The sequence below is a fragment of the Bradyrhizobium cajani genome, assembly GCF_009759665.1.
Taxonomy (GTDB): Bacteria; Pseudomonadota; Alphaproteobacteria; order Rhizobiales; family Xanthobacteraceae; genus Bradyrhizobium; species Bradyrhizobium cajani.
Map to the genome: position 1 here is coordinate 1 of NZ_WQNE01000050.1, position 14,387 is coordinate 14,387.

Annotated in this window: 15 protein-coding genes; 4 read left to right on the plus strand and 11 right to left on the minus strand. The window is 64.7% G+C overall.

All coding sequences use genetic code 11. The features are described from left to right. Positions 1-172: 172 nt before the first annotated feature. Complete coding sequence (locus GPL20_RS35370; protein WP_157336809.1) at positions 173-1,513, minus strand: MFS transporter; 1,341 nt, start codon at positions 1,511-1,513, stop codon at positions 173-175. A gap of 79 nt (positions 1,514-1,592) precedes the next feature. Between GPL20_RS35370 and GPL20_RS35375 the strand changes: the two genes are divergently transcribed. After that, positions 1,593-2,021 carry a ribosomal maturation YjgA family protein gene (locus GPL20_RS35375; protein WP_167533346.1) on the plus strand — a complete coding sequence of 143 codons (429 nt, stop codon included), beginning with the start codon at positions 1,593-1,595 and terminating at the stop codon, positions 2,019-2,021. A 159-nt stretch (positions 2,022-2,180) separates the two neighbouring features. Here GPL20_RS35375 and GPL20_RS35380 read toward each other — a convergent pair whose 3' ends face one another. The 3 genes from GPL20_RS35380 to GPL20_RS35390 form a co-directional block, all read right to left on the minus strand. After that, positions 2,181-3,344 (minus strand): winged helix-turn-helix domain-containing protein, encoded by a 1,164-nt coding sequence (locus GPL20_RS35380; protein WP_157336811.1) that lies wholly within the window; start codon positions 3,342-3,344, stop codon positions 2,181-2,183. Positions 3,345-3,463: 119 nt separating this feature from the next. After that, entirely contained in the window at positions 3,464-3,709 is a 246-nt protein-coding gene (locus GPL20_RS35385; RefSeq protein WP_157336813.1) for a hypothetical protein, read from the minus strand. Positions 3,710-3,808: 99 nt separating this feature from the next. Beyond that, positions 3,809-4,045: a hypothetical protein gene (locus GPL20_RS35390; RefSeq protein ID WP_157336870.1), complete on the minus strand. Its 237-nt coding sequence runs from the start codon at positions 4,043-4,045 to the stop codon at positions 3,809-3,811. 386 nt (positions 4,046-4,431) lie between these two features. Here GPL20_RS35390 and GPL20_RS35395 point away from each other — a divergent pair, with 386 nt between their 5' ends. After that, positions 4,432-5,073, plus strand: a complete 642-nt coding sequence (locus GPL20_RS35395; RefSeq protein WP_157336815.1) for an OmpA family protein — start codon at positions 4,432-4,434, stop codon at positions 5,071-5,073. Positions 5,074-5,131: 58 nt separating this feature from the next. Here the strand turns inward: GPL20_RS35395 and GPL20_RS35400 are convergent, their stop codons facing one another. After that, a complete protein-coding gene (locus tag GPL20_RS35400) occupies positions 5,132-6,562 on the minus strand; it encodes a phospholipid carrier-dependent glycosyltransferase (RefSeq protein ID WP_157336817.1) in 1,431 nt (476 codons plus the stop codon). 51 nt (positions 6,563-6,613) lie between these two features. Between GPL20_RS35400 and GPL20_RS35405 the strand changes: the two genes are divergently transcribed. Continuing rightward, entirely contained in the window at positions 6,614-7,315 is a 702-nt protein-coding gene (locus GPL20_RS35405) for a FecR family protein (RefSeq protein WP_157336819.1), read from the plus strand. A gap of 2 nt (positions 7,316-7,317) precedes the next feature. Then, complete coding sequence (locus GPL20_RS35410) at positions 7,318-8,484, plus strand: hypothetical protein (protein ID WP_157336872.1); 1,167 nt, start codon at positions 7,318-7,320, stop codon at positions 8,482-8,484. Positions 8,485-8,638: 154 nt separating this feature from the next. Here GPL20_RS35410 and GPL20_RS35415 read toward each other — a convergent pair whose 3' ends face one another. The 6 genes from GPL20_RS35415 to GPL20_RS35445 form a co-directional block, all read right to left on the minus strand. Next, a complete protein-coding gene (locus GPL20_RS35415; protein ID WP_157336821.1) occupies positions 8,639-9,127 on the minus strand; it encodes a VOC family protein in 489 nt (162 codons plus the stop codon). 43 nt (positions 9,128-9,170) lie between these two features. Further along, entirely contained in the window at positions 9,171-9,599 is a 429-nt protein-coding gene (locus GPL20_RS35420; RefSeq protein WP_157336823.1) for a VOC family protein, read from the minus strand. 127 nt (positions 9,600-9,726) lie between these two features. After that, a complete protein-coding gene (locus GPL20_RS35425; protein WP_157336825.1) occupies positions 9,727-10,239 on the minus strand; it encodes a cupin domain-containing protein in 513 nt (170 codons plus the stop codon). 317 nt (positions 10,240-10,556) lie between these two features. Continuing rightward, positions 10,557-11,021 (minus strand): FKBP-type peptidyl-prolyl cis-trans isomerase, encoded by a 465-nt coding sequence (locus tag GPL20_RS35435; RefSeq protein ID WP_157336829.1) that lies wholly within the window; start codon positions 11,019-11,021, stop codon positions 10,557-10,559. 60 nt (positions 11,022-11,081) lie between these two features. Further along, positions 11,082-13,373 (minus strand): xanthine dehydrogenase family protein molybdopterin-binding subunit, encoded by a 2,292-nt coding sequence (locus tag GPL20_RS35440; protein WP_157336831.1) that lies wholly within the window; start codon positions 13,371-13,373, stop codon positions 11,082-11,084. Positions 13,374-13,375: 2 nt separating this feature from the next. After that, the gene (locus tag GPL20_RS35445; RefSeq protein ID WP_157336834.1) at positions 13,376-14,386 is read right to left on the minus strand and encodes an FAD binding domain-containing protein; all 1,011 of its coding nucleotides are present in this window, start codon (positions 14,384-14,386) and stop codon (positions 13,376-13,378) included. Between the last annotated feature and the right edge of the window lies 1 nt (position 14,387).

Here is a 14,387-nt window from a genome sequence, read left to right on the forward strand (position 1 = left end):
CGACCTGCTCCTCTCCAGAACCCCATCAGGCGACGGCCACAGCGCCGATCCCGTACAGAAGCACGTTCCCGGCGAGTGGATGACGCAAAAAGGGATTGACTAACCACCGCCCGTTACAGAAGCCCGGATGGAGCGAAGCGCAATCCGGGCTACGCGTCGATGGGTTTCGCCCTCATCGCCCCTGTTCGGCGAACTCGTGCTTGCTGTCGTGGCCGCCGACGAAGACGAGGATGCCGGCGATCAGGGGCAGCACGGCGAGCACCAGCAATCCCGTCGAGGTCTGGCCGGTGGCTTCCTTGACCCAGCCGATCAGATAGGGCCCGCCGAAACCGGCGAGGTTGCCGATCGAGTTGATCAGGGCGATGGCGCCGGCCGCCGCCGTGCCGGAGAGCCAGGCGGTCGGCAGTGTCCAGAACACGCCGAAGCAGCAGAACACGCCGATCGCGGCCACCGTCAGCGCCACCATCGTCAGCGTGGGATCGGTCAAATAAGAAGACACGCCGAGCGCAACGGCAGTCAGCAGCAGCGGCGCGCCGACATGCATCACGCGCTCGCGCGTCGCATCCGAATGCCGCGCCCACAGGATCATCGCGATGGTGCCGAACAGATACGGGATCGCGGTGACGAAGCCGGTCTGCGCGTTGGTGAGGCCGAACGCCTTCACGATCTGCGGCAGCCAGAACTGCATGCCATAGAGCGCGCCGACGAAGCCGAAATAGATCAGGCTGAGCGCGATCACTTTCGGCGACGACAGCGCTTCGCCGAGCGACAGATGCTTCACGGCCTGCTTGGCCGCGATTTCCGAATCCAGCCGCGCCTTCAGCCAGGCCTTCTGCTCGGCCGTGAGCCAGTCCGCCTTCTCCGGCTTGTCGGTGAGGTAGAACCACGTGACGATGCCGAGCAGCACGGAGGGGATGCCCTCGATGATGAACAGCCACTGCCAGCCCCTCAGCCCCATCACGCCATCGAGCCCGAGCAGGAGGCCCGAGATCGGTGCGCCGATCACGGTCGAGACCGGGACGGCGATGGCGAAGGCCGCGAGGAAGCGAGCGCGATATTCGGCCGGATACCAATAGGTGAGATAGAGGATGATGCCCGGGAAGAAGCCGGCTTCGGCGACGCCGAGCAGGAAGCGCAGGACGTAGAAGCTCGTCACGCCGCTCACCATCGCCATCAGCGCCGAGATGATGCCCCAGGTCACCATGATGCGGGCGATCCAGCGGCTGGCGCCGAATTTCTCCAGCGCCAGGTTGCTCGGCACCTCGAAGATGAAGTAGCCGATGAAGAAGATGCCGGCGCCCCAGGAGAAGATCAGCGGCGTGAACTTCAGCTCGGCATTCATGGTGAGCGCGGCGAAGCCGAGGTTGACGCGATCGAGATAGGAGAAGAAGTAGGCCAGCACCAGGAACGGAATCAGGCGCCAGGAGATGGCGCGGATGGTCGAGGTCTCGACTTCGCTCTTGCTGGTGTCTTTGGCACCGCCGGCGGAACCGGCATAGGTGGTCTGGCTCATGCTTCCCCCGGGGTTGTTGCTTTTCTAGGGCCGAGAGGCGGTTTTGAGCATCGCGGGCAAAGAGTCAATGGAGCGAGCAATGCACGGAGCGCAACCGGTCAACGCCATTGCGCCGCGACGGACATCGCTGATCCGGGCCGCCCTGGCGCTGGTCGTGATCGCCTGCGGGCTGAGCTTGCGCTGGTACGGTTTTCCCCTCGGGCTTCCGGCCTTCGTGGTGAAGTACGGCGGCTCGCTGCTGTGGGCGACGATGGTGTTCCTGCTGATCGGGGTTTTGCTGCCGCGGCTGACGCGGCGGCAACTCGCGGCGATCGCGATGGCAATCGCGATCGTGGTCGAGTGCTCACGGCTGGTGCACACGCCATGGCTTGACGCATTCCGGTTGACGACGGCGGGCGCGTTGCTGCTCGGGCGCATCTTCTCGCCGTGGAATCTGGTGGCGTATGCGGTCGGGATTGCGTTCGGTGTTTGGCTCGATCGGCTCGTGGGGTGGATAAAGGCGCGTTAGCATATACCCGGTGGACAATCTCGCGTGCGGCTCTCTCCTTCGTCATTGCGAGCGCAGCGAAGCAATCCAGACTTTGACCGCGGAGAGATTCTGGATTGCTTCGCTGCGCTCGCAATGACGAGCCTGTTGAAGTCGCTCGCCGCACTCTCGGCGTATCGTTCAATCCGCGAGCTGAAACCGCGCGAAGCGATCGAGCTCTTCCTCGATCACACGCTTCAGCTCCTTGCGCCCCGCGGTCTTCTTCCCCTCGCCGACCCAGGTCCATTTCTGCATCAACAGCTTCTTCGCCTGCCTGTCGGTCTTGAGGTCGAGCGCGGCGACGATCTCGTCGCCGACCAGCACCGGCAGCGCGAAATAGCCGAGCTTGCGCTTGGCCTTCGGCACATAGGCCTCGAACAGATGGTTGTAGCCGAAGATGAGGCTGGTGCGCTTGCGCTGGATGATCAGGGGATCGAACGGCGAGAGGATGTGGACGAGATCGGGCGATACCTCGCCATTCGCCTCCAGCGCCGCGGGCGCCGCCCAATGCTCCTGCTTGCCGGCACCGTCGATCGCGACCGGCACGAGCTCGCCGCGGCGGACGCGCGTGGCGATCAGGCGCGCCACCGCCTTCTTGCTGGGCGCGTCGAGATGGCAGATCGAATCGAGACTCACCACCCCCTGCGACCGCAGCGCGCGGTCGAGCAGATAGGCCGTGATGTCCTTTGCCGATGCCGGCTTCGGCAGCTTGTCCCAGCCGAAATGGCGCGTCATCAGCTCATAGGTCTTGAGCATGCCCTGGCGCGCGCTGATGGTCGCAACGCCGGTATAGAAGGCAAGCTGCAACGCCCGCTTCGAAGGCTTGCGGCTCTGCCACAAATGCTCCTTCTCGGTGAGCACGTCGTCCTCGATGTCGCGGATCGTCAGCGGACCGGCGCGAAGGAGCCGCATCACCTTGCGCGTGTCGGCGGGCTTCACCGAGGCATACCATTTGTGCCCCTCGCGCCGGTGCTCGCGCATTGCCGGCAGGAAGAAGCGGAAATCGTTCGCCGGCACATAGGAGAGCGCATGTGTCCAGTATTCGAAAACGCTCTTGTCGACGCTCTGGGCGTGGCGCAGGTCGGCGCGCCGGTAGGACGGGATGCGACTGAACAGGATGTGGTGGTGGCAGCGTTCGATGACGTTGATGGTGTCGATTTGCACATAGCCGAGATGCGCGACCGCGTCCGCGACCGCTTGCGCGCCCTCGCCGAACGGCGCGCGCACGTCCAGCCGCTGGGCATGCAGCCAGATCTGTCGGGCCTGTGTCGTGGTGAGTGGGAGCGGTTTGGGCGAGCGTGGCATTGCGGGGGGCAATGTAGCGGGATTCGCGCCAGGAAAAAGAAGGCAAAGAAAGCAACCAAAGAAAAGCCGCGCTGCCATCTGCTGACAGCGCGGCGGGATGGTGAAGATCGGCGGAAAGCCTACTTCATTGCCATCGCCTTTTCCGCGCTCATGTAGTGCTTGCAAGCACCCCGCATGTTGCCTTTGCTCATGTCCGAATTGGCCGAGGCCATCGATTTCCTTGCAGCGATCTTGCCCGGCGTGTCTTCGCCGCCCATCCCGGCAACGAGCTTCGCCATGTTTGCACTGGTGCACTCCATCTTGGCGGCGGATGCGGGAGACAGAGCAAGTGCAACGAACGCTGCCGCGAGCAACAGGGTCTTCATCAATTTCTTCCTCCGGAAAACGAAGCCGGCTTCATGCCGGCCAACGCAGCATCCATCTTTCCGGGTCACCGCCTCACAGTGAAGATATTTTCGTCCGTTCTAGTGTGCGGCTTTTGGGCGCTCCCCGACGCTGCCGGTGGCAACGTCCGGCTCGCAGGAGGCCCTGCCGCGCCCCTCCGCCTGGCAGCGATAGACGCTCCCGGTGAGGCGGTCGACCAGCCACATGTTCTCGTCGGTCGGCCCTTCAAGGCCGACATAGCGGGAGGTCAGTCCTGTGATCAGCGTCGAGAGCAGGATCGCCACCGCGATCATCGCCGCGCCGATATAGATGGGCATGGAACTCAAGGACACAGTCCGATCCGGCGGGCCGCTGCGATGGAATTGATAGTCAAACGGCCTTGGCACTGGATGGAACTCGGCTCCCTTCGCTTGCGGTTGTCGGACGACGGATTCTGCTAGGCGTGCATCTGGCCGAAAGCTTGTTCGCAGACAGGCCATCGCGCGACGGCTTTGCGACGATCGGTGAGCAAAGGTTTCCGCAGGGGCACCAGGGTGGAGCGGACGGCCGCCGGCCCCGATCGTGCCCGAACGGCTGCCCAGGCACCAGGCGACCCGGGAAACCCGGGTTTCCACCGTGACCAAGATCACATCGGTGCCTTTGAACCTGCCCTAGGCTCGCAGCATCAAAATCGTCATCAGACGTAACATCGAGGAATACGACAATGACCCGTTTCGATAGGTTTTTTGGACTGAAGGCGATTGCTCTCTCCGCCGCGCTGTCGATGACGGCGGGCGTGGCTCTGGCCGGTGACAACAACTTCTCCGCGAGCCAGATCGTGGATGCGTTGAAGCCGAAGCCGTTGACCCGCGGCCTGTCCGCCGGTCCGCAGGCCGATACGGCCGGGCAGGCCAAGGAAGCGACCTTCCTGAACACGGTGCGCAACCGCTCGACCCGGTCGCTGTCGACCGGCGAGCGCGAGCAGATCGCCGAGCTTGCGGCGACCAAGCCGAAGATCGACCTGGAGATCCAGTTCGACTACAACTCGGCCGACATCGCCAAGACGTCGGTGGCCTCGGTGCAGGCGCTGGGCAAGGCCCTGTCCGATCCGGCGCTCAAGGGCTCGACCTTCGTGGTCGCCGGCCACACCGACGCGATCGGCGGCGAGGAGTACAATCAAGGGCTCTCCGAGCGGCGCGCCGACACCATCAAGAAGTTCCTGATGCAGAACTACGGCCTGAACGGCACCGATCTCGTCACCGTCGGCTATGGCAAGACCAAGCTGAAGGATGCCGCCAACGGTGCCGACCCGGTCAACCGCCGCGTCCAGGTCGTGAACATGGACACCAAGACCGCGTCGAAGTGATCCGAAGGCATCTCTCACAACAAGCACGCCGCCTGCCGTCCCCCGGCAGGCGGCGTTGTCATATCCAACTCTGGAACAGCATCAGCCGGCCGAAGGTTCGCATCGACGTGCCGATGAAGGCGGCCGAGATCGGCAGCATGACGGCAAAGCCGGTCGCGGCGATGCCGACATAGGCCCACAGCAGCCAGCGCGGCAGGCCCTCCCGTCGCAGCGCATAGACCAGCGCAAGCGACGCCGCGGTCGCCGCCGGCAGATAGTAGTAGATGAAGCCGAGCGTGCGCGGCAGCAGCGCCCAGGCGAGCCAGGGGCCGAAATAGAACGCGGCGATCAGGAATGCATCCCAGCGGCGCGCCACGACGAAATCGCGCAGCACGACGGCAAGCGCGAGCAGCGCCGGCCACGCGACCAGCGGATTGCCGAGGAAGACGATCGCGGAGACGTGCTCCTCCGCCGTCTTGTCGAACAGGAACCAGACCGGGCGGGCGAGGAGCGGCCAGGACGGCCACGAACTCATATAAGTGTGGCCGGCAATCGCGGTGGTGGTGTTGTCGGCAAAGATCCGGCGCTGTGCCTCGATCAGATCCGGCAACGACAATCCGTAGAGGGGGACGAAAGCGGCAAGATACGTCGTCGCCGGCAGCACGGCGAAGCAGAGCGCCACATGCTGCAATCGGAAATCGGGCCAGAGATCGGGCCGGTACCAGTCGCCCGGCCTCGCATCGGCAAACAACGTGCGCCAGGCCTGCATCAGGCGGATCACCGCGACGATGACGATACAGACGCCGAGCGGAAACAGGCCGCTCCATTTGCAGGCCGCAGCGAGACCGAACAGAGCACCTGCCGTGGCAAACAAAGCATGCGGCCGCTCTTTGCGGAAGCCATGCATGAAGGCGGCGGTCGCGAGCAGGCCGAAGCCGAGCGCGAAGATGTCGAGCATGGCGATGCGCGCCTGCACGTAGATCATCTGGTTGCAGCCGGCGATCAGCGCGGCGGCGATGGCGGGCCCTTGCGCGGAGAACAGCGCAAGGCCGCACAGATAGATCGCAACGACCGCGAGTGCGCCGAACAATGTCGCCGGATAGCGCCAGCCAAACGCATTGTCGCCGAAGGCCGCGATCGATGCCGCGATCAGCTCCTTGCCCAGCGGCGGGTGCATCGGATTGAGCATCGGCTGTGACATTGCAGGCGCCAGCATCTGCCGCGCCGCCGGCACATAATGCACCTCGTCGAAGACGAACTTCTCCGGCGTTGCGAGACCGATCAGCAGCGCGAGATGAGCAACCAGGAAAATCGCGACAGCAATCACTGCGCTCCGCGACACCTTCGGAACCGCTGACAATTCGAGCGCCGGCTGTGGGGATGTTTTGCGTGGCAATTTTGCGTCACCGCGGACAAAAAAAGAGATCGCGATTTTCATTGAACGCATTCTGCCGCGACTGTCACTAAGCATAACGCACGTCCCGCGCCGCTTGTGATAATTCCGCCACATCGGAAGTGCGCGCGATCCGGTACGATCAGGGACACATCGATCGGTTGCGAAATGAATTTGCGTTTCTGGCTTTTCCTCCCTCTGTTGTCGGCTGCATCGTGCGCCATGTCGAGCGCGCAGGCGCAGACGCGTGTCGGCGAAGCCGTCGTGATCCAGAACGAAGTGGTGCGCGTGGCCGCGACCACGACGCCGATCAGTGTCGGCGACAGCATGCTGCGCGACGAGACCGTGCGCACCGGCGCCGACAGCGCAGCGCGCTTCGTGATGGCCGACAGCACCAATCTGTCGCTCGGCCCCAGCGCCACGCTGAAGCTCGACCGCACCGTCTTCAACGACGAGCACAGCTATCGCGACGTCGCGATCCGCATGACCACCGGCGCATTCCGCTTCGTCACCGGCCATTCGGCGAAGACCGCCTACAAGATCACGACCCCGCTCGCGACCATCGGCGTGCGCGGCACCACGCTCGACATCCTCTCCCAGCGCGGCCGCTCCGTCGTGGTGCTCCAGGACGGCGCGGCCAGCGTTTGCACGCCGAGCTTCCAATGCGTGCAATTGACCCAGCCCGGCGACACCGCGATCATCACCTCGACCGGTGGCAAGGTCGGCATCACCAAGACCAACACGCCGCCCTGGACGTTTGCGGCCAATTGCGCAGCGAGCGCCGGGCTTTGCGCTGTCAACCAATATGCCGCCGCCTCGCCGACCATCACGCCTGCCGTCGACGAGAACGGCATGCTGTGCGGGCGCTGATGATGGCGAAGTTCCGCCTTGGGCGATTCATCCTCGCGGGCACACTCGCCGCGGCCGCAACGCTTGCGCTTGTCGTGTTCGATACCCGCCCGGCTGCCGCCCAGGCCGCTTGCGAGCCCGAGTGCAGCGAGCCGGCGCCCTCCCCGTCGCCGACGTATTCACCATCTCCGGCGCCGACATATTCACCGTCTCCGGTGCCGACATACGCCCCGACGCCCTCGCCGTCACCAAGCCCCTCGCCGTATCCCTATCCGTCGCCGAGCCCGACTCCGACCGGCGCGGATTCCAGCGGCAATTCGATCGGCGGCCTCGCCAACCAGCGCTTCAACCAGATGATCACCAACCGCGTGCTCGGCACGGTGCTGCTCGGCGTCAACGAGCAGATCAATTGCAGCGACTGCATCAGCGCATTCGGCTCGGCCGGCTCGTTCTCGGCCGGCATCCACGGCCGCAAGGAGCTCACCAACAATCTGTCGCTGCTGGCCGGCATCGCCTACACGCACTACAACGAGGGCGGCTACAAGATCACGAGCGCACCGATCGGCGCCTTCGCGCTGCGCTACGACTTCACCGATTGGGGCTCGTCACGCCCGTTCTTCGACGTCGGCACGATCCTGACGCCGTGGGAGAAGGCGCGCTACACCCGCAGCTACGACACCAGCCTCGGCCCGGTGAGCGTCACGAGCTCGACCAACGCGTCGAACTACGCCGTCTATGGCCGCGCCGGCTGGATGAGCCGCCTGTCGCCGCGTGACGAGGTCGCAGCGTCGATCGAGGTCTGGCAGCTCTGGCAGCGCGTCTCCGGCTATACCGACAGCACTGTGGCATTCAATCCGTTCGACGCCACCATTGCGACCGGCACCGACCGCACCAGCCTGGTCAAGATCGGCGGCCAGTGGACTCATCTCTACGGCAGCAATATCGAGACCAACATCAATGGCGGCTGGGTGCAGTCGTTTGCGAGCCATAGCGGGATCGTGGCGACCGTGACTGGCCAGGGCACGGTAGTGCCGACGATGGGCAACCAGGGCTGGTTCGAATATGGCGGCCGGCTCGGCTTCCGCGTGCAAAAGGGCTGGATCGTGGATCTCTTTGCCAACGGCACGCTCGGTCCGCAGCCGGTCGGCAACACCATCCATGGCGGCGTGGGGCTGCGGATCAATTATTAGAGCGGGTTCGGCTGTGGCCACAAACTCCGCCGTCATGCCCCGCCACCGGGTCTCGCCTTTGGCGAGCCCGATGACAGGCTCCGGTGGGGCATCCAGTACGCCCCCGTCTGGTCAAGCCGGGCGATGACAGCGAGATTGGAGCGCCGACAACGCGTCACGCCGCCGACTTGCCCTCGAACGCCTGACGCAGAACGTCCACATCCAGCTTCACCATCTTCATCATCGCCTGCATCGCGCGCGCGGCCGCCGCCTTGTCCGGGCTCGACAGGAATTCGAACATCACTTTCGGCACCACCTGCCAGGCCACGCCCCAGCGATCCCTGAGCCAGCCGCATCGCTCTTCCTTGCCGCCATGAGCCAGGAATGCGCTCCACACGCTGTCGACCTGGGCCTGGTCGTCGCAATGGATCATCAACGAAATGGCATGGGTGTATTCCATCTTCATGCCGCCGTTGAGCGCGACCAGGGGTTGACCGGCCACCGTGAATTCGACGACGAGCACGGAGCCTTCCTTGCCGGACGGGCCGTCCGAGACGTTGCGCTGAACGTGCGTGATCTTCGAATTCGGAACAAGCGAGGTGTAGAACTTCGCGGCTTCCTCGGCATCGCCGTTGAACCACATGCAGGGTACGAGCTTGGACATTGTGGATGCTCCTCTCCGGATTCCCAGTGTTCGCGGGCTTTGATCAGGCGCTCGCCATTTCGGACTGCGCGGCGAAGGCTGCCATGTCCAGCCAGTTCACGCCCCACATATGGCCATCCGGATCCTCGAAGCTGCGGCCGTACATGAAGCTGTATTCGTCCTTCGGGCTGGGATCAGTTACCCCGCCTGCGGCCCCGGCCCTGCCGACGATATCATCGACCTCGTTCCGGCTGTCGGCGGAGAGGCAGAACAGCGCCTGGTTCGTGGTCCTGGCATCCGCGATCGGCTTCGGCGTGAACTGACGGAATTTGTCGTGGGTCGTCAGCATCGCGTAGATGGTCTCGGAAAAGACCATGCAGCTCGCCGTGTCGTCGGAAAATTGCGGGTTCCTGGTTGCGCCGATCGCCTCGTAAAAGGCGGTCGCGCGCTTGAGATCGGTCACCGGCAGATTGAGGAAAATCATCCTGGGCATTTGGAAGCTCCTTGGGCGGGGGTTCCGCCCAAGGACGGACGGCCAGACGGCCATCCGACACGGCTTCCGGAATTTTTTGTCCTGCGAGGTTCTGTCGCACCGAACCGCGCAGCCGCCTCGGGCCGCCTTACGTCCTCTCGTTCGGATCGCGGTGCACCGGATCGATCCACAGCACGGTCTCGGGCTTCTCGACCGGCTCGATATCGAGATTGATCGCGACCGCCTCGCCGTCGCTGCGCACCAGCACGCATTCCAGCACCTCGTCGGGACTGGCGTTGATCTCCTGGTGCGGCACGTAGGGCGGAACGAAGATGAAATCGCCGGGGCCCGCCTCCGCGGTGAATTGCAGCTTCTCGCCCCAGCGCATCCGCGCCTTGCCCTTCACGACGTAGATGACGCTTTCGAGATGGCCGTGGTGATGTGCGCCGGTCTTGGCGTCGGGCTTGATGCTCACCGTGCCCGCCCACAATTTCTGCGCGCCGACGCGTGCGAAATTGATGGCGGCGGCGCGATCCATGCCTGCGGTCGACGGCACGTTGGTGTCGAGCTGATTGCCGGGAATGACGCGCACGCCGTCATGTTTCCAGCGATCGTCGTGATCGTGGTCATGGTGCGAATGCGTGTGGTCATGGCCGGTCATGGGATTTTTCTTTCTGTGGGTTCCGTGCGCGGCAAACTAACCCAAAGCCGCGCCCGCGAGCCATACCAAAATCGGAACCCTCATAGCCGCCAGACGTTGCCTTTGCGAGCAAGCCGCAAGGCGCGCGGCGGAGTGACGGGCGTAGAGCTGAAAGCGAAAAGACCGACCGCAGGGCCGGTCTTTTTGTCTGTGCTTGTCGCCACGCTGTCATTCCGGGACGGCTCGCAGAGCCGAACTCTGGTGCGCAATTGCGCACCTGAGAATCTCGAGATTCCGGGTCTGGTCCTTCGAACCATCCCGGAATGACGGCTGCGCCGTCACTTCACCGCGAGCAATTCCACGTCGAACATCAGCGTCGCATTCGGCGGGATCACGCCGCCGGCACCGCGCGCGCCGTAGCCGAGCTGCGGCGGGATGATCAGCGTGCGCTTGCCGCCGACCTTCATCGAGGCAACGCCCTCATCCCAGCCGGCGATGACACGGCCCTTGCCGATCGGGAATTCGAACGGCTCCTTGCGATCGACGGACGAGTCGAATTTCTTGCCCTTCTGGCCGTTCTCATAGAGCCAGCCGGTGTAGTGCATCACGCAAATCTGGCCCGGCTTGGGCGAAGCGCCGTCGCCGGGGACGGTGTCGATGATCTGCAAACCTGAAGCTGTGGTCATGGTCTTTCCTGCGGTCTGGGCCGAGGCCGTGGTGGAAACGAAATGCGACACGCTGGCGATCACGGTGATCGCGAGTGCCGACATCAGGGCGAGGAGCGCGCGCTGGAAACGCTGCATAAGACACCTTCCGTTTGAAGCGGATGGTGTCTAGCGCAACGTGACCTGTGTTTCCACCCCTCAGACCTCGATATTTTCCAGCCGCACCGGCAGCTTGCGGATGCGCTTGCCGGTGGCGTGGTAGATCGCGTTGCAGATCGCCGCATTGGTGCCGACATTGGCGAGCTCGCCGAGCCCCTTCACGCCCGCCGGGTTGATGTGGTCATCCTGCTCGGACAGCAGAATGACCTCGACGCCGGGCACGTCCGCATTTACGGGCACGAGATAGTCGGCAAAGTTGTCGTTGACGTAGCGTGCGGTGCGCTCGTCGATCTCGGTCGCCTCCAGCAGCGCCGAGGACATGCCCCAGATCAGTCCGCCCATGAGCTGGCTGCGGGCCGTGCGCGGATTCATGATGCGGCCCGCTGAAAAAGCACCGACCAGGCGGGGGCAGCGGATCTCATGCGTGAAGCGGTTGACGCGGACCTCCACGAACTCCGCACCGAACGCATAGGCGATCTGGTCTTTCATCGTGTGACCGCCGACGAGCCGCACCTGCCCGTTGTGCATGGCGCGGAAGGAATCCGGCGGCGCGCCTTCCGGCTTCCACTCGCCATATTCCTCGACGATGCTGACGCCGAGCGCATCGAAGGCCTTGTCGAGATCGGGCGGACGGCCGCTCTTCGCCGCCTGCGTCGACGGCGCCGGGCTGATGCCGACGGTCTCCTTGGCCTTGTCGGTGAGGCTGTCGCCCGGCATCGCGGCCTTGAACAGCCTTTGGCGGATCTGATCGCACACCATCATCACCGCCGAGCAGGTGCTGGCCGTCGAGTTCGAGCCTCCTGCAACCGGCGCCGGTGGCAGGTCGCTGTCGCCGATGAAGACTGCGACTTTCTCAAGCGGCACACCGAGCCGCTCGGCCGCGGTCTGGGCGATGACGGTGTAGGCGCCGGTGCCGATCTCGTGGCCAGCGATCTCGACGCGGGTGCGGCCGTCGCGCTGGAGACGCACGCGCGCTGCGGAGGGCCCCATCTGCGTCGGATAGCAGGTGGCGGCGCAGCCATGGCCGATCAGCCAGTCGCCGTCCGACATCGATTTCGGCGCCGGCGAGCGCTGCGCCCAGCCGAACGCCTTGGCGGCCTCGTCGAAACACGCCATCAGCGAGCGTGATGTGTACGGCTTGCCGCCGATCGGCTCAACGGTCGTGTCGTTGATGCGGCGAAGCTCGACCGGATCCATGTTCAGCTTCACCGCGAGCTCGTCCAGCGCGCTCTCCAGCGCGAACAGATACGGCACCTCCGGTGGCGAGCGCATGAAGCCGGGCGTGTTGCGGTCGGCGCGCACGATCGAGACCAGGCTGTCGACATTCGGACAGGCATAGAGCCGCGTCGTCGTCTTGGTGCCGCCGACGCAATAGGCGTCGGGCCGCGAGGACACCTCGGCGCCCTCGTGCCTGAGCGCAATCAGCTTGCCGTCACGACGCGCACCCAGCTTGATCTCGTGCCGCGTCTCGGCGCGATGGGTGGTGATGGTGAAGCCCTGGTCGCGGGTCGGGACCAGCTTGACCGGCCGGTTGAGGCGCTTCGCAATCCCGGCGATGATGGCGGTGCGCGGCGTCATCGAGCCGCGCGAGCCAAAGCCGCCGCCGACATAGGGGTTGACCACGCGCACCTTGTCGGCATCGATGCCGAGCTGCTCGGCCACGCCGTTCTTGAGGCCATAGACGTACTGGCTCGGCTCATAGATGACGAGGTTGTCACCCATCCAGGCGCAGCTCGTCGAGAACAGCTCCATCGGATTGTGATGCTGCGTCGGCGTGTCGTAGGACGCGGTCAGCTTGACCTCGGCTTCATCGAACGCCTTGGCGAAATCGCCGACCTTGGGATCTTCCTTGAATTGCGCGTTCTGCCCTTTCGCAGCCGCCGTCGTCGTGCCCGGCGAATCGAAGGTCGCGCTCGGCGCCGTGGCCGTGTAGCTGATCTTGACCCGGTTGGCGGCCTCGCGCGCCGACTCGTAGGTTTCGGCAATGACCACCGCGATGATCTGGCCATCATGCGCGATGTCGGCCGATTTCAGCGGCTCGATCGTCGTGCCCGCATAACCGCCATTGCTGAAGAGTTTCGACTCCTTCAGCTTCGGCGCATTCTCGTGGGTGACGATATCGATCACGCCGCGGACACCCCTGGCGTCATCGAGATCGAAGCGGTCGACGCGCCCCTTGGCAATCGCGCTGGTGACGAGGAACGCATAGGCCGGGTCGGCGAGCGGCATGTCGGACGCATAGGTCGCCCGTCCCGTCACCTTTACGACGGCGTCATAGCGCGGCACGGACTGGCCCATATTCGCCTTCGGCTCGGGAACAGCAGCGGTCATGATCAGATCTCCATCGTTACGGCCTGCTGGAGCGCGCGTGCCACCACGCGCCTGCCGAGCGCGATCTTGAAGCCGTTGTGCCGCCGTCCCCTGGCCTCAGCGAAGGCGGCATCGGCGACGCGCTGCGCCAGGCCGTCGTCGAATTTCTGCCCCTTGAGCAGCGCCTCCGCCTCGCGCGCCCGCCACGGCACCGTGGCGACGCCGCCGAGCGCGATGCGGGCATCCCGGATCGTGCCGTCCTGTACGTCGAGCGCGATCGCTGCCGACGACAGCGCGAATTCATAGGACTGGCGGTCGCGCGCCTTCAGATACACCGACCGCGGCCAGCGGCCGCGTATGACGAAGGCCGAGATCAGCTCACCCGGCCGAAGCGTGGTCTCGATGTCGGGCGTGTTGCCGGGCGCCTTGTGCAATTCCGCGAACGGCATGTTGCGCGTGCCGGAGGCGCCCGTGATCTCGAGCATGGCATCCAGCGCGATCAGCGCCTGGGCGAAATCGCCGGGATAGGTCGCGATGCAGTGATCGGAGGTGCCGAGCACCGCATGCATGCGGTTCACGCCGTCCATCGCGGCGCAGCCGGAGCCGGGATTGCGCTTATTGCAATTCTCGTAGGAGACATCGCGAAAATAGCTGCAACGCGTCCGCTGCATCACGTTGCCGCCGAGCGTCGCCATGTTGCGCAACTGGGCGCTGGCGGCGAGTTTCAGGGAATTGGCGATCACCGGATAGTTGCGCTGGATCCCGTCATGTGCGGCAACATCCGACATCTTCGCAAGCGCGCCGAGCCGCAAGCTGTCATCCCTGGGCTCGATCGCCGACCAGCCTTGCGCGAGCGGATTGATGTCGACGATCGCGGCCGGCCGCATCACGTCGAGCTTCATCAGGTCGATCAGCGTGGTGCCGCCGGCGAGCGGCTGTGCGGTGGCCCGGGTCAGCGGATTGTTCCCGGCAGCGCCGAGCGCCTGCACGGCCATGCCCGGGTCCGTCGCCTTCTGGTACAGGAAGGGTCGCATG

Coding starts and splice junctions, on each gene's coding strand:
- GPL20_RS35380 (WP_157336811.1), bottom strand. CDS start 3,344: ATGCCACGCTCGCCCAAACCGCTCCCACTCACCACGACACAGGCCCGA.
- GPL20_RS35425 (WP_157336825.1), bottom strand. CDS start 10,239: ATGACCGGCCATGACCACACGCATTCGCACCATGACCACGATCACGAC.
- GPL20_RS35420 (WP_157336823.1), bottom strand. CDS start 9,599: ATGCCCAGGATGATTTTCCTCAATCTGCCGGTGACCGATCTCAAGCGC.
- GPL20_RS35385 (WP_157336813.1), bottom strand. CDS start 3,709: ATGAAGACCCTGTTGCTCGCGGCAGCGTTCGTTGCACTTGCTCTGTCT.
- GPL20_RS35395 (WP_157336815.1), top strand. CDS start 4,432: ATGACCCGTTTCGATAGGTTTTTTGGACTGAAGGCGATTGCTCTCTCC.
- GPL20_RS35440 (WP_157336831.1), bottom strand. CDS start 13,373: ATGACCGCTGCTGTTCCCGAGCCGAAGGCGAATATGGGCCAGTCCGTG.
- GPL20_RS35415 (WP_157336821.1), bottom strand. CDS start 9,127: ATGTCCAAGCTCGTACCCTGCATGTGGTTCAACGGCGATGCCGAGGAA.
- GPL20_RS35390 (WP_157336870.1), bottom strand. CDS start 4,045: ATGCCCATCTATATCGGCGCGGCGATGATCGCGGTGGCGATCCTGCTC.
- GPL20_RS35410 (WP_157336872.1), top strand. CDS start 7,318: ATGGCGAAGTTCCGCCTTGGGCGATTCATCCTCGCGGGCACACTCGCC.
- GPL20_RS35375 (WP_167533346.1), top strand. CDS start 1,593: ATGCACGGAGCGCAACCGGTCAACGCCATTGCGCCGCGACGGACATCG.
- GPL20_RS35370 (WP_157336809.1), bottom strand. CDS start 1,513: ATGAGCCAGACCACCTATGCCGGTTCCGCCGGCGGTGCCAAAGACACC.
- GPL20_RS35445 (WP_157336834.1), bottom strand. CDS start 14,386: ATGCGACCCTTCCTGTACCAGAAGGCGACGGACCCGGGCATGGCCGTG.
- GPL20_RS35435 (WP_157336829.1), bottom strand. CDS start 11,021: ATGCAGCGTTTCCAGCGCGCGCTCCTCGCCCTGATGTCGGCACTCGCG.
- GPL20_RS35405 (WP_157336819.1), top strand. CDS start 6,614: ATGAATTTGCGTTTCTGGCTTTTCCTCCCTCTGTTGTCGGCTGCATCG.
- GPL20_RS35400 (WP_157336817.1), bottom strand. CDS start 6,562: ATGTGGCGGAATTATCACAAGCGGCGCGGGACGTGCGTTATGCTTAGT.